The organism is Sphingopyxis sp. PET50 (assembly GCF_025244705.1).
Lineage (GTDB): Bacteria > Pseudomonadota > Alphaproteobacteria > Sphingomonadales > Sphingomonadaceae > Sphingopyxis.
The window spans coordinates 777,539-797,379 of record NZ_CP104207.1 but is presented as its reverse complement, the minus strand read 5'-3'; the positions used below and the strand labels follow the sequence as shown (position 1 = coordinate 797,379).

The window sequence follows — 19,841 nt, the reverse complement described above, 5'->3', positions numbered from 1 at the left end:
CGTCAGAAGCTGTAGCGCAGGCTGACGCCATAGGTACGCGGCGCCGACGGCACGAGGAAGTTGTACGGAAAGCCCGCGCCGCGCAGATCGAGCCCATAGCCATAGGTCTTGCGGTCGAAGAGGTTGTTCGCAAAAGCGCGCACCGTCAGCGCGTCATTGCTCCAGCTCAGCGAGGCGTTGACCTTGGCATTGGCGCCCTGCTGCAACTCGCTGTTCACCTGCGGTGAGCCCGGCGCGTTGATCGCGTTGAACGGCGAGAAATATTGCTTAGCTCGAATAGGCCATGTTCGGCGCGAAGGTGATCGTGCCGCCACCAACCTCCACGACATCCCATTCGAAGCCAAACTGCGCGGTGAGCTTCGGCGCGAAGGGCAGCGAGTTGCCCGACAGGTCGGCACCCTGAAGCGTCAGTTCCTTATATTTCGAGTGCAGCCAGCCCAGCGACGCGTCGATCCGCAAACCATCGACCGGCCGCAGCGTCGTTTCGACTTCGAGGCCATAGACTTCGGACGACGGCGCATTGACGAGGAAGGACACCGGTCCGGCGCGCGTGTCCTGAAGCTGCTGGTTCGAATAGTCGTAATAGAAGGCCGAGGCGGCATAGGTGAACAGGCGTCCGCCCGCGCGGCCCTTGATCCCGATTTCATAGGCGTTGACGCGCTCGGGCTCGATATAGCCGATACCCGACGACGACGTGTAACCGCCACCGTTGACCGCACCCGCGCGATAGCCGCGGTTGTAGCTCGCATAGACGAGCGGGCCGTCGTCGAAGCTGTAGCTGAGCGCGATCCGCCCGGTCAGCGCATTGTTGGTGTCGGCGAGCGCGAAGCGGGCGGCGGGATCATAGGGACAGGTGCCCGCCACCCCCGCGCATGGCACCGTCGTCGCGATCGGCGTGTCGGGTGCGCCCACCTCGCCAACGAACAGATAGGCGAAGGCGTCGTCGTAGCGCGACTTGTCCTTGGTATAGCGCGCTCCCAGCGTCAGCACGAGCCGGTCGGCGAGGTCGATGTCGGCCTGCCCGAACACCGCATAGCTTTTGCGGACCTGCCGGTAATGCTGGAAGAAACCCCCGGCAGGCGGCAGCGGCAGGTTGAACCGGTTGTCGGTGATATTGCGGTCCCAGCCATAAAAGAGCCCGCCGACGAAGGTGATGCCGTCGCCGTCGTAATTGGCGCGCAGTTCCTGACTGAACTGGCGGTAGCGCGAGCGCCAGTTGATATCGAGCAGGTCGAGCGGCGACCCGTCGGCGGCCTGCTGAAGATTCTGCTTGCCGCCGTCGTAGCTGGTGATCGAGGTCAGGCTGAGCCTGTCGCCGAGTTCAAGGCCGATGTTGGCGAGAGAATCCCCATGCGTCGGTGCGGTTCTCGCCGATGCGATTCTCGTTGGTCTCGAAGAAATCGAGGCCGGCGCGGAAAGCATCGAGTCCGTGCACCGCCGCCTGCGTGCCGCGGTCGCGCCCGGCGTAGGCGCGGAGCACCACGTCGAGCGTCTCGGTCGGTTTGACGCGCAGCGAGGCGCGGCCCTGCAGGGTGTCGATCGAATTGGCGTCGCGCCCGCCGGGAAATATATTTTCGATCTGCCCGTCGCCCTTGGCATAGTTGACCGCGAGCCGGAGCCCCGCGACATCCTCGGCGAGCGTCGCCTCGGCGGCGCCCTGCGCGGTGAAAGTGTCGAAATTGGCGTAGCCGAGTTGGACGTAGCCGTTGGTGCCCGACAGATCGGGTTTCTTCGTGATGAAGTTGATCGCGCCGCCGGTGGTGTTGCGGCCGAAAAGCGTTCCCTGCGGCCCGCGCAGCACCTCGATGCGGTCGAGGTCGAAGAGCCCCATGCCGTGGCTGGTGCGCGGCGCGAGATAGACGTCGTCGAGATAGACGCCGACCGGCGACGCCTGATTGCTGTTATATTCATTCGCGACCCCGATGCCGCGCAACGAGAAGTTGGGCTGGGTATTCCCGTAAGGGCTGTTGATCTGGAGGTTCGGCACCGCGTCGCCGAGCTGCGCCGAATTGGTGATCCCGCGTTCGGCAAGGCTGTCGCCGCCGAGCGCGGTGACCGCGAGCGGCACGTCGAGCAGCGACTGTTCGCGGCGCTGCGCTGTGACGACGATATCGCCGTCGCTGGTTCCATCGTCGGCCGGAGGCGCGTCTTGCGCGATCGCGATCGTCGATGTCGAAACCGCAAGCGCCGCGGCCAGGGCGCGTCCGAACGTCAAGCCTGCCATATCCTGTCTCCCTCTGCCCGGCCTTCTGCGAGCCCGGTTCGAAGGAAAATCTAGGCGGTCAGGCGCCGCATGGCTTTGGCGGGGCTTGCATCGAGTTTTGACATTTCTTGCGCGGGACCGGTTTCTATTGCGCCGTCCGGCCCAGTTCGGACTGAGCGATTTTCTGCAAGGCGACCGCCTGCGCATCGGACAACCCCAATTCGTCCGCAGCCTTTTCTCCCGGGCCAAGGCTGGCCGGATCGACGCCGGTGATCGCGCCGAAAGTCACGAGCGCCGACAGGTAATAGCTCGGCAACGCTCGCATGATAATGGTCATAGGCCCACAGATCGAGCTGGTCGAACGCGATGCCGTCATAGGGATTGGGATCGGCGACGCTTTCCGCGAAGGCCCGGTTCCATGCTTCGCCGACGGGCAATATCCCCGTGATGCCGGGGTGCGCGCGCCGGGCGCTGTCGGCGGCGGCGCGCAGGTCCAGCGCCATCGCGGAGACGGGCTTGCCATACCAGTGCCCCTTGGGCAGCCAGGTCTGGTCGGCACGGGTCCATGCGGCGACGAGACGGATATCGACCGCCGGATTGCGCGCGCGGAACAACGCGGCCAGCCGTCCGACATTCGCCAGATAGTCCGCCGGATCGCCCGGCCTCTTGCGATCGAGCGTGCTGAATTCCTGCAGCACGACGACGTCCCACGGCCGGTCGAACAACTGGCGCCGCTCGTCATAATGAAATCCGAGCGACTTGCCGCCCTGCGTTTCTAGGCTGACGTCATAGTCGAGCCCAGCCTGCTCGCAGAACAGCTTGAACATCGCGGGCACCCCGCCGTAGCCAGCCCGGTTGAGGTCGGTCACCGACCCCGCGCGCCAGTTTCGCGCCGCCGAATGCGCGCCCTGGGTGAAGCTGTTGCCGATGAACAAGATCGTCCGCGGCGCGGCCCTGGCTAGCGCAGCCGGAAGTGTCGCGCCGGCGGCGGTTGGCGCGGGCGCGCTCTCCTTTGCCGCGGCCGCGCGGCGCGACGGCGAGCGCGCAGCCGATGAAAAGCCAGATACCGCGCTTGCAGGTCATGTCAGAACTCCGTGGTGACCGAGGTGTACCAGTATCGGCCATAGGGGCTGTAAAGCGAGCCCAGATAGCCTTCCGAGGTGAGCGGCGGCTTCTTGTCCGCGATGTTGCGCACCCCGACGCGCCAGCGCATATTGCCGCCGAGACCGTCGCGGTCGCGAATGCGGACCTGGGCATAGAGGTTGGCGGTGAATTGCGACTTCACGCGCCACGGGTTGCCGTTCGCATCGACGAAGCCGAGTTCGTCGACCGCTCCGGTATAGCGTCCGAAAGCCCCGATCTGGAAATTGCCGAGCGACCAGGTGAGCGAGGCCGTGCCGCGCCACTTCGGCCGCCCGTTGGCCTCGATGAGATTCTCGGTCTCGGGCAGCGGGGTCGCGGCATTGATGTCGCCGGCCTCGCGCGCCGCGACGAGGGCGTCGACCGCTGGGCCGGGATCGCGCGAAAATTTGAGCAGGCGCGTCGCGTTGACGGCAAGATCGAACTTGCCGATGCCCGTCTTGGGCGACTCCCAATAGAATGCGAAGTCGAGTCCGCGCACCGTCTGCGGCTGGAGGTTGATGAACTGGTCGCGCACCGTGATGATCCGTCCGACGGGCGCGATCCCCGTGCCCGCGAAGGCCGCGATATCATCGGCATTGGCGGCGTCGCGGATGACGTTGGGGTTCGACGAACCCTGCAGGCGCAAGAGATAGTCGAGCGCGACCGCGGTGTCGTTGCCGAGAATGCCGACGATACCCTTTTGCCGGATCGACCAATAATCGACGGTGAAGGTCACACGCCCCAGGTCGCCCGACAGAAAGGCCGGCTCGAACACCGCGCCGAGATTATAGTTGGTGCTCTTTTCGGGCTTCAGGTCGGGGTTGCCCGACACGCGGCGCGAATAACCGACATTGTTGCCGCAGGCGGTGAAGTTCGCAATGCGACCGGCACGGAGGTCGACCTCGCAGCGCAGGAAGTCCTGGCTGGTCGCGAGGCGCGCATATTCGACCGCATTGACCTGTTCGAGGTTCGGCGCACGGAAACCCTGCGAAAAGGAGCCGCGCAGGCGCAGTCCGTCGAAGACATCCCACGCCGCCGCCACCTTGGGCCGCGCGACGCTGCCGAAATCGCTGTAATGTTCGTAGCGGCCCGCGAGCTGGATATCGAAGCGGCGGACGAGCGGGATGTTCATATCCTCCGACACCAGCGGCACCGCAAGCTCGGCATAGGCCGCCGCGACGGTGCGCTTGCCATAGGTGTCGGGGTTGTCGCTGACCGCCGCGGCGTCGCTGATCGTCACCGCGCCGGTGACCATATCGACGAAGGGGCTCGACCCGTCGACCGCGGAGTCGCGGTCGTCGCGCTGCGTCTCGCGCCGCACTTCGGCACCGAAGGCCACGCCGACGTCGCCGCCGGGCAGCGCGAACAGATCGGCGCGCGAGGCGCGGAAGTCGCCCATCGTCATCGTCGTTTTCGAGCGGCGCTTGAGCTCGAAGGTGATCGCGTCGATCGCCACCTGCGAACTCGGCGTGCAATCGCCGAAGCTCAACGTGTCGATGCAGCCGCCGTTGAACGGATTATAGGCATCGGGGGTCGCGAGCGCGAGGCTCTGCTGCAACGCCGAACTGCGCACCGCCACGCTGCTGTCGACCGCCGAGGCTTCGGAATAGACGAAGGCGCTGTCCCATTTGAAGCCCGCCGTCTCGCCGCGGATGCCGAGCAGGCCGCGCAACTGTTCGCCCTTGACGTTCACCGTCTGCGGCCCGGTATCGACGAAACGATAGGTGGTGAGCAGCACCGGCAGGCCTTCGTCGGGCACATTGGTCAATCCGGGGAGACGGTTCGGACTGCCGACCGGCCCGAAGGGATTGTAATAGTTGGTCGCCGGGATCCATATCTGGTTGAGATTGATCACCGGCGGCTGGATGCGGACCGTGTCCGAGCGATAATAGCCGAACTCACCGAAAAGGGTCAGATTGTCGGTGAGGTCGTAATGACCGTTGGCGAAGGCGTTGTAACGCTTCACGCTCGGCATCACCGTGGTGCCGACCGCAGTGTCGTAGCGCAGGTCGCGGAACGCGTTGTTGGTCGCAAGCGCGGTATTCACCAGACACAGCTCGTCGCTCAGCGCCAGCGTGCAACCGCCGAGCCGCGTCGGGCGGACCGTGAAAGCGCCCGCCGCGGTGGTGAGGTTGGTCGTACCGCGGCGCGGCTAGCCGCCGGTCACCGGGACCATCAGCGCCAGCCATGCTCCACGCGTCGCGCGTGCGTCGGGGGTCTGCGAGGCTGCGAAATCCGGGTAATCGGCGAAGAACGGCCGCAGATTGGCCGAAGCGGTGAAATCCTGATCCTCGGCGCGCAGCGCCGCGCGGTCGGTATATTCGAACGAGACGGTGATGTTGCCGCGGTCGAAGCTCTTGCCCGCAAGGATATTGCCCTGAAACTCGGTGAGGTGCGTACCTTCGGCACCGCCATATTGGGCCTGGAGCCGGAGGCCGTCATAATCGTCCTTGAGCACCGTGTTGACCACGCCGGCAACCGCGTCCGAGCCATACAGGGCCGCGGCCCCGTCGAGCAGCACCTCCAGACGCTGAAGACCGGTGGTCGGGATCGCATTCGAATTATAGCTCAGCACCGGCACGGTCCCGGTGTCGGACAGGCCCTGACTCGCGGGGTGCGTGACGACGCGGCGGCCGTTCAGGAGCACCAGCGTGTTGCCGACCCCGAGCGAGCGCAGGTTGACCGAGCCGACGTCGCCGCGCGCCGCATTGCTGGTCTGGGCGTTGTTGCCGGGGTTGAAGCTGACGTCGCCCATCTGCGGGATGTTGCGGATCAGTTCGTCGCCGCTGACCGCGCCGATCGCGTCGAGCCGGTCCTGGCCGACGACGATCACGGGCAGCGCTTCGGTTACGCGCGCGCCTTCGATGCGCGTGCCCACCACGACGATCTCGGGTGAGGTCGCTTCATCGGCCTGCCCTTCCCCGGTGGCGGCCGCGCCGCCCGGCGCGGCGGCATCGCTGTCCTGCGCCGCGGCGGGAACCGTTACGAACAGGCAGAACGCCGTACTCGCCAACAGCATTGCCGAATGACTACCCCTCATGATCCTTCTCCCGTTTCGCGGGCCTTTGCGGCCCTAGTCCATGTCCTGTTCGACCGGCGGTGCGGCGAGGCCGGTGGCGGGTTCGCCATCCAGCGCGGCGCGCAGCTGCTCGCGGTCGAGCGCCCTGTCCCAGCGCGCGACGACAATCGTCGCGACCGCGTTGCCGATGAAATTGGTGAGGCTGCGGCACTCGCTCATGAAGCGGTCGATGCCGAGGATCAGCGCCATGCCGGCGACCGGGACCGACGGCACGATCGAAAGCGTCGCGGCGAGCGTGATGAAGCCGGCGCCGGTCACTCCGGCGGCGCCCTTCGAACTGATCATCGCGACCAGCAGCAGCGCGATCTGATCGCCAAGCGACAGATCGACATTGCACGCCTGCGCGATGAACAGCGCGGCGAGCGTCATATAGATGTTGGTTCCGTCGAGGTTGAACGAATAGCCCGTCGGCACGACCAGCCCGACGACCGGCTTGGCACAGCCCGCGCGTTCCATCTTCTCCATCAGACTGGGCAGCGCGCTTTCCGACGACGAGGTCCCGAGCACGAGCAGCAGTTCGGCCTTGAGGTAGCGGATCAGCTTGAAGATGGAAAAGCCCGACAATCGCGCGACGATGCCGAGCACGCCGACCACGAAGATCAGCGAAGTGAGATAGAAGGTCGCGACCAGCCCCGCGAGATTGGCGAGCGATTCGATGCCATATTTGCCGATCGTGAAGGCCATGGCTCCGAACGCCCCGATCGGCGCGGCGCGCATCAATATGCCGACGAGCTTGAACACGACCAGCCCGACGCGTTCGAGCAGATCGCGCACCGGCGCGGCAGGCTCGCCGACCATCGACAGGGCGATGCCGAACAGGATCGACACGAGCAGCACCTGGAGCAATGAATCCCCGGCGAGCGCCGACACCAGGGTCGTCGGGATGACCGCCATCAGGAAGTCGACGATGCTGCTGTGCTGTGCCTTTTCGACATAGGTCTTGACCGCGCCGGTATCGAGCGTCGCGGGGTCGACGTTCATCCCCGCCCCCGGCTGCACCGTATTGGCGACGATCAGCCCGACGATCAGCGCGAGCGTGGAGAAGAAAAGGAAATAGGCAAAGGCCTTGCCCGCAACGCGCCCGACCGACCTGAGTTCGGTCATCCCCGCGATACCGGTGACCAGCGTCAGGAAGATCACCGGCGCGATGATCATCTTGACCAGCTTGATAAAGGCGTCCCCAAGCGGCTTCAGCGCCTCGCCCGTCTCGGGCCAGAAATGGCCGATGAGCGCGCCGAACAGGATCGCGGCAAGGACCTGGACATAGAGATGGCGATAGAGAGGTTTAGCCCCGGCGACCGCCTGTCCGGACTGGTCGATTGCAATGACGGCCACGTGTACATCCTCCCGAGCGCGACCTTTCGCCGCTGCTTCTGCAAAATTATGGCTAAGCACCATTGCCGGTCCAAGGATTTCGGATTATCACTCAAAATACTGATAAAATTAGATATATATAAAATCATACAGGATTGGCGTGCAGATTTTGTGCGATTTTCCGCTTATCAATTTCCATTATGTGCGATAATTCGCACAGATGGTCGAAGCAAGCTTATCCGTTGATTCGCGCGTGGGTGGCGTCAGGGGCAGCATCGGGCGGCGGCTCGTCTGGGCGGCGCTGCTCGCGATCCTCCTGCTCGCGCTGATCGCTGTGGCGGCATTCGGATGGGCGCGCGATCATGCGCGGGTCGAGGCCGATATCGCGGCCGAGCAGCAGGCCCGCAGCGCCGCGAGCTGGCTCGCGCGGCGAACTGCAGAAGTTCCGCCTGCTGCCGCTGGTGCTGATCGAATATCCGGAGGCTCACAGCGTCCTAGCCGAGCGGCGATACCGCGGCGGTCCGGCGGATGAACAGCAAACTCGAAGTGCTCGCTGACCGGACCGACGCCGCGGTCATCTATCTGATCGGGCGCGACGGGGTGACGATCGCCGCGAGCAACTGGCGCCAGCCGCAAAGCTTCGTCGGGCAGAACTACGGTTTCCGTCCCTATTTCCGCGATGCGATGGCGAAGGGCAGCGCCGAGTTGTTCGCGCTCGGCACGGTCAGCGGGCGGCCCGGTCTCTATATTGCGCGCCGGGTCGAGGACGACGGGCGTCCGCTCGGCGTGATCGTCGTGAAGGTCGAGTTCGACCGGCTCGAGGCCGAATGGGCGCGCCAGCCGTTGACCACCTTCGTCACCGACGATCATGGCGTGGTGATCATCACCAGCCGCGCCGATTGGCGCTTCCGGACGCTGGCGCCTCTCGACGAGAAGACTCGTTCGGCGATCCGGGCCGCATTGCAGTTCGGCAATTTGCCGCTGACGCCTCTGCCCCCGATGCGCGAGGGCGCGACCTGGATCGGTGGCGGTATCCGCTTTCGCGAAGCGGCAGTCGCGGTTCCGATGCCGGGCGCCCGGCTCCACGCCTTTCAACCGCTCGGCCCTGCCGAAGCGAGCGCGAACGCCACCGCACGCACCGCGATACTGATCGCCTTCATCCTGCTCGCCGCGCTGCTGACCTGGATATTTCGCGCGCGCGAGAAACAGAGACTGCAGGAAGAAGCGCGCCGGACGCTCGAGATCGAGGTCGCCGCGCGCACCGCCGACCTGGTCGAGGCGAACCGCCGCTTTCGCGCGGCTCGCGAAGAACTGGCGCAGGCGAGCCGCCTTGGCACGATCGGCCAGATCACCGCGGGTGTCGCACACGAAATCAACCAGCCCGTCGCGGCCATCCGCAGCTTCGCCGAGAATGCCGGCACCTTTCTCGACCGCGGCGACGCCGGAAAGGCGCGCGACAACCTCGGAACCATCGTGTCGCTGACCGAGCGCATCGGGGCGATTACCGCCGAACTGCGCAGCTTTGCCCGCCGCAGCACGCCGGCGCCGGGGCCGGTCGGGATCGGTCCCGTCATCGACGGGGCGTTGCTGCTCGTCGGCGACCGTATTCGCGAAAATGGCGTCGCGATCGAACACACCGGCGAAGTGGCCGGTCTGCACTGCGTCGCCGACCGCGTCCGGCTCGAGCAAATTCTCGTCAACCTGCTCCAGAACGCACTCGACGCGCTCGGCAGCCGCTCCGATCCGCGAATCCGCATCGCCACATCGGCGGAGAGCGATATCGCAATTACCGTTGCCGACAACGGGCCGGGCATCGCCGCCGAGGTCGCCGACCATCTGTTCACGCCCTTCGTCACCGCCAAGGCCGATGGCCTGGGGCTGGGCCTTGGCATCGCGCGCGATATCGCGCGCGAGTTCGGCGGTACGCTCGACCTCGTCACGTCGCCGCTCGGCGGCGCGGCGTTCAGGCTGACGGTGCGCCGGGCATGAGCGAATTCGTGACCCGCCAGCATATCGTCTTTGTCGATGACGACGACGCACTGCGCGCGGCGACCGTGCAGTCGCTCGAACTGGCCGATATCGACGTAAGGCCGTTCGCCGATGCCGAAGCCGCTCTCGCCGAAATCGACGGCGGGTTTGCAGGAGCGATCGTGACCGACATCCGCATGCCGCGGCTCGATGGCCTGGAGTTTTTCGCGCGGGTCCGGGCCATCGACCCCGACATCCCGGTCATCCTGATCACCGGCCATGCCGATGTCCCGATGGCGATCGGGGCGCTGAAAAGCGGCGCGTTCGACTTCCTCGCCAAACCCTTTGCCACCGACCATCTGGTCGCGACGGTGCGCAAGGCGCTCGATACCCGGCGGCTGGTGCTCGACAACCGGATGCTGCGCGCCGCCGCCGAGACGAGCGTCGACAGTCCGCTGACCGGCGACAGCCCGGTGATGGCGCAGCTGCGCGCGACGATCCTGCAGGTGGCGCAAGCCGACATCGACGTGCTGGTCGAGGGGGAAACCGGCACGGGCAAGGAACTGGCGGCGCTGATCCTGCACCGCAAGGGGCCGAGGTCGGGACGGCCGTTCGTGGCGGTCGATTGCGGCGCGCTGCCCGAACAACTGGCCGAAGTCGAACTGTTCGGCCACGACCGCGGCGTGCCCGGCTATGGCCCGATCGCGCGCGCGGGACGGATCGAACAGGCCAATCGCGGCACCCTGTTCCTCGACGGCATCGACACGATGCCGCTCGCGATCCAGGCAAAATTGCTGCGCGTGGTCGAGGAGCGCAAGATCCAGCCGATCGGCGCGGCCGAACCGCGCGGGGTCGATCTGCGTATCATCGCCTCATCGCGGCGCGACCTGCAACTGGCGGTCCAGGCTAGGCGAATTTCGCGAAGATCTTTTCTATCGGCTGAACGTCGTCCGCATCCGCATGCCCCCGCTGCGCGAACACAAGGCCGATATTCCGCAACTGTTCGCTCAATTCGCCGAAGAGGCGGCCAGCAAGCTGCGCGCCGGCGATTTCGTCCTGACCGATGCCGCGCGTGCGCATCTGATCGAGCATGACTGGCCCGGCAATGTTCGCGAGCTGCGCAATTTCGCTTATGCGGAAATTCTCGGCCTGGAGCATTCCGCGCCCGACGGGCGCGCGCCGATACCGTCGCTGCCCGAACGGGTCGCGCAGTTCGAAGCGCAGGCGATCAGGGACGCGCTGACGGTCGCGAACGGCGATATTGCGGCGACGCTCGCCTATCTGCGGATTCCGCGCAAGACGCTCTACGACAAGATCGCCCGCCACGGCATTTCGCCCAAAACCTATCGGCAATAGCCGGGCGAAATACCGGCGATCAGCGAGGGAGGAAAATGGGGGCCTTCATCATCCATCCTCTCTGAAACGGCTTGCGGCACGGCTCGTCTTTGTGCGAGCCTCGCACGCGATCCGGTGGTGATAAGGGACAGGATTGCGGCGCCACCAACAAGCTGACACCTGTGGCAGGATGGGAGAGGAGCGGACGCGTGACGGATTATCGGGCGCAATGCTGGGCCGAAATGCCCGACCTGATCGCCACCGTACAGGCGGCGGGCGATGCGATCGGACTGCCCTATGTCGCCGCGCAGGCCGACCTCGGCGACCCCGAACCGATGAGCGACGAGAGCGGCCGCCCCTATGCCGAAACCAGCTTTCACTGGGTCAATCCCGATCACGCCTATTGGCGCGACCGCAAGCTGGCGCTGCATATCGCCTTTCTGACCGCGGCGCGGCTGGTCGCCGAACCCTTCTATTACAGCGACGGCGCGCTCCACACCTGGCGGACGACCGGGCTGCTCGACGAAGTCGATTGCGAACAGGCGAAGAATACGCCCCATTTCGGCGAGGCGATCATCGCCCCCGTACACCTGCCGCGCGGGCTGGTCGGCGCGGTCTTCTGGTGTTCGCGCGAGCCGGTGGGGGTCGATGCCATCTTTGCCGAACAGGCCGGCCATTTGCACAATCTGGCCGTCAAGCTGGTCGCGACGCATAACGAGGCGCGCGGCCGCCCGCGCAACGCCACCGTGCCGCAGACGCTGACGCGGCGCGAGGTGCAATGCCTGCGCTGGGCGGCGGCGGGCAAGACCGACGGCGAGATCGGGATCATCCTGTCGCTGTCGGTATCGACGGTACGCTTCCACCTGCGCAACGCCGCGGCAAAGCTCGGCGCCACGGGGCGCGCGCAGTCGATCCAGATCGCCGCGGGGCTGGGCTTCGTCGGCGCGCGGGCGGCCTGATGCAGGTGCCAGCTTGGCGCGGCACAGCGGCGCTCTACAAACCGGCGCCATGGACATGCTGAACGATCCGGCGCTGCAGGCCTTTCAGGACGAGGCTCGCGCCTTTCTCGAAACCGCCCTCCCCGACGAGTTGCGGCGCGCGGCGGCGCGCGCGACCAGCGTCTTCATCGACCCGGCGGTCACCTTGCCCTGGCAGCGCATCCTGAATGCGCGCGGCTGGGCCGCACCCGACTGGCCTAGCCGAGTTCGGGGGAACGGGATGGAGCGAGATCGAACGCTATGTCTTCGCCGCCGAATACGCCCGCGCAGGCGCGCCCGGCCTGGCCCCGATGGGGCTGAAAATGGTCGCGCCGGTGATCATGCATTATGGCACGCCCGCGCAGCGTGCCCATTATCTGCCGCGCATATTGTCGGGCGAGGATTATTGGTGCCAGGGTTTCTCCGAACCCGGCGCCGGGTCCGACCTCGCCGCGCTCCAGCTCCGCGCGACGCCCGACGGCGACGATTATGTGCTGAACGGGTCGAAGATCTGGACCACCCACGCCCATTTCGCGAACCGCATGTTCTGCCTCGTCCGCACCTCGAACGAAGGCAAGCCGCAGGCCGGGATCAGCTTCCTGCTGCTCGACATGGCGACGCCCGGCATCGCGGTCGAGCCGATCCGCACCCTCGCCGGCGACCATGAATTCAACCAGGTGTTTTTCGACGACGTGCGCGTGCCGCAGTCGAACCGGCTGGGCGCGGAGAATGAAGGCTGGTCGGTCGCCAAGCATCTGCTGACCTTCGAGCGTGGCGGCAAATATGCCCCGGGCCTGATCGGAAGGCTCGAACGGCTCCGTGGGCGCGATGACGTCGATCCGGTGCTGCGCGCGAGCCTGGATCGCGAGGCCATCCATCTGCGCGCGCTGCAGGCGCTGGAGTTGAAGGCGATGCGCGGCGTAGGCGGCAGCCCGGCTCTCTACGCCTCGGCGCTGAAAATCCTCGGCACCGAAGCGGCGCAGCGTATCGACGTCCTCGGCTGCGAGATCGAGGGCTATGCGGCGTGGACCGATGCCGACGGCCAGACGCCGGTGGATAGAGCGACGGCCGTGCCCCGCTACCTCAACGCGCGTGCGGCGACCATCTATGCCGGGTCGAACGAAATCCAGCGCGATCTCGTCGCGCGCCTGATGCTCGGCTAGGCTGCGGCCTCGGCGAAGCGCGCAAGATGGCCGGCGCGCGGTCCCATCGCGGCGGCGATGGCCAGTCCCCGCTTGAAATGACTGCCAAGGCTGAGCTCTTCGGTGAGCCCCATAGCGCCGTGAATCTGCACGGCCCCTTCCCCGACGATCCGCACGGCATCGCTGACTTCGACGCAGGCCGCGCTGACCGCTTGCGCGCGCCCGGCGCTATCCGCGTCGACCACCAGGACGGCCGTTTCGGTCAGCGCGGTGGCCTTCATCGCCGCGAGTTGCATGTCGGCGGCGCGGTGGCGCAGCGCCTGGAAACTGCCGATGGGCTTGCCGAACTGGGTCCGCTGACCGAGATAGGCGACGCTGTCGGCGATCATGCGCTGGATCAGTCCGACCGCTTCGGCACAGCGCCCGGCGAGAACCAGGTCGTTCGCCCGTTCGGCAATCCGGCGCGCTTCGGCACCTGCCGCAAGAGTTTCGGCATCGCCGGGCCTGAGCGTGAAGGCAAGGTCGGCCGAGACGGTGCCGTCATGCATGATGCGGTGGCGCTGCTCGACCTTGTCGCGGTCGGCCGCGATCAGCAGCAGCGCCGCTTCGTCGGCGAGCAGCAGGACATCGGCCTCCGCCGCGCCCGCAACGAGCGTCGCGATGCCCCGGATCGTGCCATCCGCTTCAACGGCCGGCATCTCCGCGGCCGAAGCCGGGCAAACGATCGCCGCCCGCCGGTTGCCCGCAGCAAGATCGGGCAGCAGCGGAAGATCGGGCGCAACCCGGCAAAGCACGAAAGCCGCCGCCGCATGCGACAGCCAGTCGGCCCCGGCAAACGCCGGTCCGAGTTCCGCCATCACCAGCGCCATATCGCACGCCCCGCCGCCGAAGCCGCCCGCGGCTTCGGGCAGCGACAGTCCGGCGAGACCGAGTACATCGGCCAGTTCACGCCAGCCGGGCCTGGCATGATCGGCAATATAGCGCCGGACGCTGTCGACCAGCATCTGCTGGTCTTCGCGAAGCGGGAGGTCGAGAATCGCCATATCAGGCCTCCCGGCGTGGGTGCGGTGGGCGATTCGGGGTGCTGTCGTCCACGATGTCGTGCATGTCGATCATCACCTTGCTCTTCCCTGCCCCAAGTGAAGCCAGGGTCCGCCGGGGTCTAGCTGGCGGGCGTGGCAGGGTCATGCGGGCGATCGGTGCATCAGGCGGGGCGGGTTTCGGCCAGCTTCAACCCCAATGTCGCGGCATTCATCACCGCTTCGTCGCGCGTGCTGGCGCGCAGTTTGCGCATGATATTCTTCAAATGCCATTTCACCGTTTCGGGGGCGAGCTGAAGCGTCCGCGCAATTTCCTTGTTCGACTCGCTTGGCGTTGAGCGCGCTCAAAATGTCGATCTCGCGATCGGTCAGGAAGGAAAAAGCCTCACCGGGCGCCACCGCGTGGGCATTTTCGAGTGCCGGATTGCGGCGCGACGGCTCGGCGAGCTTGAGCAAGGCGAGGAAGGAACCCGAGGCATAGGCTTCGCTGCAAAAATTCTGCACCGCGCGCACCCCGGTCACGTCGAGGACATCGACGATGGTGCGGCGGAACCCGACGCTGGCGGCATGGTTCAGGAACCGCACGGTTTCGAGATCGACCATCTTGTCGCAGCGCCCGCTGAGCTGCGGCAGGATGTTGAACAGCGTCGCGAGCGTGCGCAATTCGGTGTCGTCGGCATTGGCGCCGAGCCGGAGCAACCGGTCGGCAACGCTGGTCAGCCGCGGCCGGTCGCCATTGGCGATCGCCTCATAGGCGCGCATTTCGGAGAGCAGCGCAAAGGCGCGGCCCTGCGCCGACAGCGGATCGAGCACCGCCGCCTCTTCGTCGGCGACGGCGACGACCGTTTCGGCGTCGATCGACTGCGGCAGCCGCAAGCGGGCGCGCTCGACGATGCACAACGCCTTGAGCAGGGCCCAGCCGCGCCCGAACGCGAGCAGTTCGGCGCGATCGATCAGGCTCGCCGCGCGGTCGGCCCGGCCGGTGCTCGCCGCGACGCGGATCGAGACGAGGAAGGCGTGGGTCAGCGCATCCTGAAAGGCGGATCCTTCGAGCAGCGGCAGGGCATCGGCGGCGAGGTCCGCAGCGGTCGCCGGATCGTCGCGTTCGTAACAGCACCGCGCCAGCGCCGCGTCGACCAGCGCGCGGGCGAGGCCGGGGACCGACGGCAGCGCACGCGCGTCGCGCAGCACGCGTTCGGCCTCGCCCAGCTGGCCCTGCGCGCGGCTCACCGCCGCACGGGCGCAAAGGCCGAGCGCCAGCGGCAGGTCGAGCGACCGGCCGGCGCTGCGCAGCATCAGCGGCCGGACCGCGTCGTGGACCAGACCGAACAACCCGCATTTCAGGGCAGCATGCGCCTGCACCGCGCGCAGCATCGCGACCGCGAAATCCGTCAAGCGGTCGGGCGCGGCGAGCAACAGGTCGCATGCCTCGGCGACCTCGGCGAGCCGGTCGTCGGCGAAGGCCCCGCGCACCAGGTCGATCGCGCGCGCTTCGTTGGCGTCCTCCTCTGCCAGCAGCGCGATCGCGGCGCCCCCGTCCGGCGTGGCCGACAGCGTCGACAGCCAGGCACCCGTCCGGACCAGCGCCGGCGAGGCCGCCCGATGCGCTCGGCGGCAAGGCAACGATCATTTGCCCCAGCGCCGCCGTCTCGCCGCGTTCGAGCATTGGCATGCCGATATCGGCGATCAGGCCCGCGGCTTCTGCGTGGTCGGCGCAGGCGAGCGCCTGTCCGATCGCTTCGACCGCATTTCCCCGCCCGGCATAATAGCGCGCCGCCACGCGGTTCAGCTGCGCCGCGGCGCCGGGTTCGGCCGTGTCGAGCCGCCGCCTCAACACCGCGCGCGCCGCGGGGTGCAGGCGATAGCCGCCGTCGGCGGTCGTCTCGGCAAAGACGCCCTTCGCGGCCAGTTCGCGCAGCATCGCCGCACAGTCCCGCTCGCCGCTCAGCAGCCACGCGAGATCGGCGTCGAGCCACGGCGCGATGCTGCACCGCTGCACGAACCGGCGCATCGGCTCGGACAGCGCATCGACCGCTGGGGCCACCAGAGTATCGAGCGCGCCAGGCAAGCGGGCTCCAGTCCCGCGCCGCCGCCATCGCGCCGAGCCGCCGATCACGGGCCGCCAGCCGCAGCGCGGCCGGCCACCCCCCGATGAACCGGTTGAGATCGGCGCAGCTTCGCCCGTCGAGCGCCGTGCCGGCGGCGGACAGAAACGCGCGGACATCGTCGTCGCCGAGAGCCAGTTCGGCGGCGCCGATCCGCAGCATCATGCCGCGCCGTTCGATATCGCCGGTCGCCACCTCCGGCAGCGCACGGCCCGTCAGCACCAGCCGCAATTGCGCGCGGCGGATGCCGAAGCAGCCGATCGAGCATGGCGCGCGCCAGAGGGTCGCTCAGCCGGTCGATATCGTCGAGGACCAGCAGCAGCGGACGGTCATCGGCGTCGATCCGCCCGGCCAGCGCCGCCGCGGCCTCTTCGGCGGTCGACGGATGAGCGGCATCCTCGACCGCCGCGCCACGGGCCGCCCGGACGGCCCCGATTATCCGGCCCGTGGTGGCGGGCCCGTCGTCCTCGGCATCGAACGACAGCCAGCCGGTCGACCAGCCCCCGGCCCGTGCCCGCCCGAACAGCGCCGCGCACCAGGCCGTCTTCCCATAACCGGCTGAGCGCCTGCACGACCGCCAGTTCGTGACGCGCCAGCCGGTCGAGCCAGTCCTGCTGCGCGTCCAGCCCGACCAGATCGGGCGGAAAGCGCGGCGGCAGGAATTTCCGGGACCCGAAGGCGGGCGCAATGGCGTCCGGCACCGCGCGCAGCGGCGCCCTCGTTCCTATCCTCGATCCCGGCTGGACGGTCATGCTGCCCTCCATTTCTGCGTCCATGGCTAATCCTTCGCGCGGGCGGGGGCAAGCGGCGCGGACTTACCCCCCCATCGCTCCCCCCGCCGCTTCGGCTGTCGCCCGCGCCGCTCCCGCCATAGCCTTTCCCTATCGACGGCCTCGCAACAGACGAGCCGCAAGCCGTGGGAGAGACGAGATGACGAAGAAGGCCATTCTGGCGACCTGCCTGTCGACGACCATGCTGATCGGCTGGCACGGACCCGCATTCGCACAACAGGCGGCGGCGTCCGAAGCCGACGACGATGGCGGCAACAGCGGCGGCGGCATCGCGGAAATCGTCGTCACCGCCCAGAAACGCGCCCAGAATCTTCAGGACGTGCCCGTCGCGGTCTCGGCGCTCGCGGGCGATGAACTCGAATCGCGCGGGGTCAGCGAAACCTCCGATTTGCAGGGCTTCGTCCCCAGCCTCCAGATCACCACCCCCTATGGCCGCACGCAGCCGAATTTCGCGCTGCGCGGCGTGTCGGTCGCGAACGAATTTTCCGCCTCCACCGCCTCGCCGGTCGGCGTCTATGTCGACGAGGTCTATCAGAGTTTCCGCGCCAGCCACGGCCAGCAGCTCTACGACCTCGAACGCGTCGAGGTGCTGCGCGGGCCGCAGGGCACGCTCTATGGCCGCAACACTACCGGCGGAGCGATCAGCTTTTTCAGCAACAAGCCCGAACTCGGCGCCAGCAACGGCACGATCACGCTCGGTTACGGCAATTACGACACCAAGACCGCCGAAGGCGCGCTGGAGGCGACGCTGATCCCCGACACGCTCGGCATCCGTTTTGCCGGCACGGTCGCGAAGGGCGATGGCTGGCAATATAATCCGGTGCAGGACCGCGATGTCGGCACCACCAACAGCGTCGCGGGGCGCGTGACGCTGCACTGGAAGCCGTCGGACACGGTCGACATCAACCTGAAAGGTTATTTCGCGCGCGACAATCCACTCGCGCCCAATCCCTATGCGCTCGGCCAGCTTGCCGGCGACCGCGACGTGCTCGGCTATTCGCGCTTCGATCCCGCACAGAATGGCGGCGCACCGCTCGGCAAGAACGAGGTCGCCGCCGACACCGGCGGGCGCTATTTCACCTCGTCGCGCGGGGTCGCGCTCAACATCGCGGTCGAACTGGACGACAATTTCTCGCTGACCTCGATCACCGGCTATGACGGCGGCAAATATCGCAACTCGCCCTTCGACTGCGATGGCTCGCCGAACAAGGTCTGCGCGCTGCGCTACAATTCGGTCAGCAAGAATTTCAACCAGGACCTGCGGCTCAACTACAAGGGCGACCGGCTCAACTTCGTCGCCGGTCTCTATTATGGCGTCGACAAGATCGACACGCGCAACGAGATCGACTTCTTCGGCGTGCTGAAACCGATCCTGCAGGGCAGCCGGCGTGCCGGACAGCTTTTTCAACGCGCCGGTGTCGGCGCCGCAAGCGGCCGCCTTCGTTCCCGCCTTTGCGGTCGATCCGGCGCTCGATCCGACCGACCCGGCGAACTGCTCGGCGGTGCCGACGGGCAACCCCAACGGTTTCCTCGACGCACGCTCGCTGATCGCCCTGCTCACCGACATCCAGGTCAACAACTCGGGCGGCGGCGGTTTCGGCGGCGCCATCTCGGCGGCGTGCCGCGCGGCGGGCGCCCCGCCCTTCGGGCCGATCGAGGGCGAACAGCGCTACACGATCAAGCGCCCCTCGGCGGCGATCTATTTCGACGGCAGCTATGATCTGACCGACGCGCTGACGGTCAGCGTCGGCCTCCGCTACACGATGGACAAGGTCAAATATCTGAACGGCCGCACCGTGCTCTACGACCTCGGCGGCACGATCCGCGCCAGCACGATCCCCTATACCTTCCCTTATGATCCGAGCGCCCCGGCGCTCGAACAGAAGGAAAAGGCGAACCGCCTGACCGGCCGCGTCAACATCAGCTATGATTTCGCCGACGATATCATGGGCTATCTCAACTACAGCCGCGGCTATCGCAGCGGCAGCTTCAACGGCCTCGCCTATCAGGGGACCAATCAGGTCTATTATATCCGCCCCGAACAGATCAACGCCTATGAAGGCGGGCTCAAGATGCGGCTGTTCGACCGCCGGGTGCAGCTCAACCTCGCGGGCTTCTATTACGACTACAAGAACCATCAGGTGACGCAGGTTATCGGCGCCACGACCTTCACCCGCAGCGCCAACGGACGCCTCTATGGCGGCGAGGCGGAGCTGGCGATCCAGGCCGCCGACTGGCTGCGCTTCGACGCGTCGATGAGCCTGCTGCGCAGCAAATACAAGGGCAACGTCCTCGACCCGGCCGACCCGTCGAGCCCGACGCGCAACGTCAACGGCAACCCCTTCCCCAACGCGCCGCGCACGACCTTCTCGGCCGGCTTCGACTGGGACATTCTGGACCAGGGCGACAACAAGCTGACGCTGCGCGGCGATGCCGCCTATACCGGCAAATATTATTTCGATCCGTTCGGCGATTATGGCCAGACCCCGTGCGACCGCCCCGGCGTTCCCGGCAACATCCGCCCCGCCTAGCCCCGCGATCACCTGCGGCAACCCCGGTTACTGGCTCGTCAACAGCCGGCTAACCTTCGAGCACGGCAATTATGCCGCCAGCCTGTGGGTCAAGAATCTGACCAACAAATATTATTACAGCTACGGGCTGAACATCGACATCTTCGGGCTCGACTATCTCAATCGCGGTACGCCACGAACCTATGGCGTCGAGGTGACGGCCAAGTTCTGACCGTTCGCGGCGCAGGGATCGGC

General features: G+C 66.8%; 22 protein-coding genes and 1 pseudogene. 13 read left to right on the top strand and 10 right to left on the bottom strand.

Going from position 1 to position 19,841, the window contains the following annotated elements:
- Window positions 1-2: 2 nt before the first annotated feature.
- From N0A20_RS04165 to N0A20_RS04150, 4 genes are read right to left on the bottom strand one after another with little or no spacing between them, the layout of a single operon-like run.
- The gene (locus N0A20_RS04165) at window positions 3-218 is read right to left on the bottom strand and encodes a hypothetical protein (protein ID WP_409574724.1); all 216 of its coding nucleotides are present in this window, start codon (window positions 216-218) and stop codon (window positions 3-5) included.
- A gap of 49 nt (window positions 219-267) precedes the next feature.
- Entirely contained in the window at window positions 268-1,422 is a 1,155-nt protein-coding gene (locus tag N0A20_RS04160; protein ID WP_260582734.1) for a TonB-dependent receptor, read from the bottom strand.
- On the bottom strand, window positions 1,322-2,224 hold the full coding sequence (locus N0A20_RS04155; RefSeq protein WP_260582733.1) for a TonB-dependent receptor: 903 nt from the start codon (window positions 2,222-2,224) through the stop codon (window positions 1,322-1,324). The genes N0A20_RS04160 and N0A20_RS04155 overlap by 101 nt, the downstream gene beginning before the upstream one ends.
- Window positions 2,225-2,274: 50 nt before the next feature.
- Window positions 2,275-3,138, bottom strand: coding sequence for a PEP-CTERM sorting domain-containing protein (locus tag N0A20_RS04150; RefSeq protein WP_312846598.1), 864 nt, complete (start codon window positions 3,136-3,138; stop codon window positions 2,275-2,277).
- Here N0A20_RS04150 and N0A20_RS04145 point away from each other — a divergent pair.
- On the top strand, window positions 3,131-3,304 hold the full coding sequence (locus N0A20_RS04145) for a hypothetical protein (RefSeq protein ID WP_260582732.1): 174 nt from the start codon (window positions 3,131-3,133) through the stop codon (window positions 3,302-3,304). The two genes, N0A20_RS04150 and N0A20_RS04145, sit on opposite strands and share 8 nt — an antisense overlap.
- Here the strand turns inward: N0A20_RS04145 and N0A20_RS04140 are convergent.
- The 3 genes from N0A20_RS04140 to N0A20_RS04130 all read right to left on the bottom strand — a co-directional run bounded on the left by N0A20_RS04140 (window position 3,288) and on the right by N0A20_RS04130 (window position 7,730).
- Window positions 3,288-5,372, bottom strand: coding sequence for a TonB-dependent receptor domain-containing protein (locus tag N0A20_RS04140; protein WP_260582731.1), 2,085 nt, complete (start codon window positions 5,370-5,372; stop codon window positions 3,288-3,290). The genes N0A20_RS04145 and N0A20_RS04140 overlap by 17 nt on opposite strands.
- Window positions 5,373-5,477: 105 nt before the next feature.
- Window positions 5,478-6,338, bottom strand: coding sequence for a TonB-dependent receptor plug domain-containing protein (locus N0A20_RS04135; protein WP_260582730.1), 861 nt, complete (start codon window positions 6,336-6,338; stop codon window positions 5,478-5,480).
- A 60-nt stretch (window positions 6,339-6,398) separates the two neighbouring features.
- Window positions 6,399-7,730, bottom strand: a complete 1,332-nt coding sequence (locus N0A20_RS04130; RefSeq protein WP_260583818.1) for a dicarboxylate/amino acid:cation symporter — start codon at window positions 7,728-7,730, stop codon at window positions 6,399-6,401.
- A 241-nt stretch (window positions 7,731-7,971) separates the two neighbouring features.
- Here N0A20_RS04130 and N0A20_RS04125 point away from each other — a divergent pair, with 241 nt between their 5' ends.
- The 6 genes from N0A20_RS04125 (at window position 7,972) to N0A20_RS04100 (ending at window position 13,161) form a co-directional block, all read left to right on the top strand.
- On the top strand, window positions 7,972-8,250 hold the full coding sequence (locus tag N0A20_RS04125) for a hypothetical protein (RefSeq protein ID WP_260582729.1): 279 nt from the start codon (window positions 7,972-7,974) through the stop codon (window positions 8,248-8,250).
- Window positions 8,247-9,707 carry an ATP-binding protein gene (locus N0A20_RS04120; RefSeq protein ID WP_260582728.1) on the top strand — a complete coding sequence of 487 codons (1,461 nt, stop codon included), beginning with the start codon at window positions 8,247-8,249 and terminating at the stop codon, window positions 9,705-9,707. Before N0A20_RS04125 ends, N0A20_RS04120 begins: the two co-directional genes overlap by 4 nt.
- On the top strand, window positions 9,704-10,780 hold the full coding sequence (locus tag N0A20_RS04115; RefSeq protein ID WP_260582727.1) for a sigma-54 dependent transcriptional regulator: 1,077 nt from the start codon (window positions 9,704-9,706) through the stop codon (window positions 10,778-10,780). Before N0A20_RS04120 ends, N0A20_RS04115 begins: the two co-directional genes overlap by 4 nt.
- A complete protein-coding gene (locus N0A20_RS04110; protein WP_260583817.1) occupies window positions 10,677-11,042 on the top strand; it encodes a helix-turn-helix domain-containing protein in 366 nt (121 codons plus the stop codon). Before N0A20_RS04115 ends, N0A20_RS04110 begins: the two co-directional genes overlap by 104 nt.
- A 188-nt stretch (window positions 11,043-11,230) precedes the next feature.
- Entirely contained in the window at window positions 11,231-11,980 is a 750-nt protein-coding gene (locus tag N0A20_RS04105; protein ID WP_260582726.1) for a helix-turn-helix transcriptional regulator, read from the top strand.
- Window positions 11,981-12,186: 206 nt separating this feature from the next.
- The gene (locus N0A20_RS04100; protein WP_312846597.1) at window positions 12,187-13,161 is read left to right on the top strand and encodes an acyl-CoA dehydrogenase family protein; all 975 of its coding nucleotides are present in this window, start codon (window positions 12,187-12,189) and stop codon (window positions 13,159-13,161) included.
- Here the strand turns inward: N0A20_RS04100 and N0A20_RS04095 are convergent.
- The 3 genes and pseudogenes from N0A20_RS04095 to N0A20_RS20515 form a co-directional block, all read right to left on the bottom strand.
- Window positions 13,158-14,183 carry an acyl-CoA dehydrogenase family protein gene (locus tag N0A20_RS04095; RefSeq protein ID WP_260582725.1) on the bottom strand — a complete coding sequence of 342 codons (1,026 nt, stop codon included), beginning with the start codon at window positions 14,181-14,183 and terminating at the stop codon, window positions 13,158-13,160. The two genes, N0A20_RS04100 and N0A20_RS04095, sit on opposite strands and share 4 nt — an antisense overlap.
- A 161-nt stretch (window positions 14,184-14,344) precedes the next feature.
- A complete protein-coding gene (locus tag N0A20_RS20520; protein WP_409574766.1) occupies window positions 14,345-14,458 on the bottom strand; it encodes a hypothetical protein in 114 nt (37 codons plus the stop codon).
- Between the two features lie 313 nt (window positions 14,459-14,771).
- A pseudogene (locus N0A20_RS20515) lies at window positions 14,772-15,476 on the bottom strand (hypothetical protein); the annotation flags it as partial.
- 334 nt (window positions 15,477-15,810) lie between these two features.
- On the opposite strand from N0A20_RS20515, the gene N0A20_RS04085 reads away from it, so the two are divergent.
- The 6 genes from N0A20_RS04085 to N0A20_RS04060 all read left to right on the top strand — a co-directional run bounded on the left by N0A20_RS04085 (window position 15,811) and on the right by N0A20_RS04060 (window position 19,818).
- Window positions 15,811-16,335, top strand: coding sequence for a hypothetical protein (locus N0A20_RS04085; RefSeq protein WP_260582723.1), 525 nt, complete (start codon window positions 15,811-15,813; stop codon window positions 16,333-16,335).
- Between the two features lie 113 nt (window positions 16,336-16,448).
- The gene (locus N0A20_RS04080) at window positions 16,449-16,847 is read left to right on the top strand and encodes a hypothetical protein (RefSeq protein WP_260582722.1); all 399 of its coding nucleotides are present in this window, start codon (window positions 16,449-16,451) and stop codon (window positions 16,845-16,847) included.
- Between the two features lie 22 nt (window positions 16,848-16,869).
- Window positions 16,870-17,067 carry a hypothetical protein gene (locus N0A20_RS04075; protein ID WP_260582721.1) on the top strand — a complete coding sequence of 66 codons (198 nt, stop codon included), beginning with the start codon at window positions 16,870-16,872 and terminating at the stop codon, window positions 17,065-17,067.
- A 148-nt stretch (window positions 17,068-17,215) separates the two neighbouring features.
- Entirely contained in the window at window positions 17,216-18,796 is a 1,581-nt protein-coding gene (locus tag N0A20_RS04070) for a TonB-dependent receptor (protein WP_260582720.1), read from the top strand.
- Window positions 18,684-19,607 (top strand): TonB-dependent receptor, encoded by a 924-nt coding sequence (locus N0A20_RS04065; RefSeq protein WP_260583816.1) that lies wholly within the window; start codon window positions 18,684-18,686, stop codon window positions 19,605-19,607. The genes N0A20_RS04070 and N0A20_RS04065 overlap by 113 nt, the downstream gene beginning before the upstream one ends.
- Window positions 19,552-19,818, top strand: a complete 267-nt coding sequence (locus N0A20_RS04060) for a TonB-dependent receptor (RefSeq protein ID WP_260582719.1) — start codon at window positions 19,552-19,554, stop codon at window positions 19,816-19,818. The genes N0A20_RS04065 and N0A20_RS04060 overlap by 56 nt, the downstream gene beginning before the upstream one ends.
- Window positions 19,819-19,841 lie beyond the last annotated feature (23 nt).